We start from the raw sequence: 953 nt of genomic DNA, 5'->3' as shown, positions 1-953 counted from the left end.
GGCTAAGGAAGGTGCGAATAAGCAGGTCATTTCTTCCCAAGCTGACTCGCTGATTAAAATTTCGCGGATCTGGGCCGATTTTTTTCCCGCAAACACATCGAATCAGCCTATTTAGGCTATTTTTTCCACCATTTCTGGCGTTATTTCCGGTTTTTACTGAGATCTCTCCCACTGACGTATCATTTGGTCCACCCGAAACAGGTTGGCCAGGGTGAATAACATCGCCAGTTGGTTATCGTTTTTCAGCAGCCCCTTGTATCTGGCTTTCACGAAGCCGAACTGCCGCTTGATGATGCGAAACGGGTGCTCCACCCTGGCACGGATGCTGGCTTTCATGTATTCGATGTTGATGGCCGTTTTGTTCTTGCGCGGATGCTGCTTCAAGGTTTTTACCTTGCCGGGACGCTCGGCGATCAGCCAGTCCACATCCACCTCGGCCAGCTCCTCGCGCTGTGGCGCTCCTTGGTAGCCGGCATCGGCTGAGACAAATTGCTCCTCTCCATGAAGCAGATTACCCAGCTGATTGAGGTCATGCTCGTTGGCCGCGGTGGTGACTAGGCTGTGGGTCAGGCCACTCTTGGCATCGACACCAATGTGGGCCTTCATGCCAAAGTGCCACTGATTGCCTTTCTTGGTCTGATGCATCTCCGGATCGCGTTGCTGCTCTTTGTTCTTGGTAGAGCTGGGTGCCTCAATGATGGTGGCATCCACCAAAGTGCCTTGGGTCATCATGACGCCTGCTTCGGCCAGCCAGCGATTGATGGTCTTGAACAATTGACGGGCCAGTTGATGCTGCTCGAGCAGGTGGCGGAAATTCATGATGGTGGTGCGATCCGGCAGGGCGCTATCCAGGGATAATCGGGCAAACAGGCGCATGGAGGCGATTTCGTACAGGGCATCTTCCATGGCACCGTCGCTCAGGTTGTACCAATGCTGCATGCAGTGAATACGCA

1 protein-coding gene is annotated in these 953 nt (G+C 53.7%); it reads right to left on the bottom strand.

Features of this window, described 5'->3' with window-relative positions:
- Positions 1 to 153: 153 nt before the first annotated feature.
- Positions 154 to 953: IS5-like element ISKpn26 family transposase (locus tag IE151_RS17575; RefSeq protein WP_189493045.1), on the bottom strand; the 800-nt coding region annotated here is incomplete at its 5' end.

The organism is Limoniibacter endophyticus (assembly GCF_014652835.1).
Classification (GTDB): domain Bacteria; phylum Pseudomonadota; class Alphaproteobacteria; order Rhizobiales; family Rhizobiaceae; genus Limoniibacter; species Limoniibacter endophyticus.
This window is presented reverse-complemented; position numbering and strand designations above follow the sequence as displayed.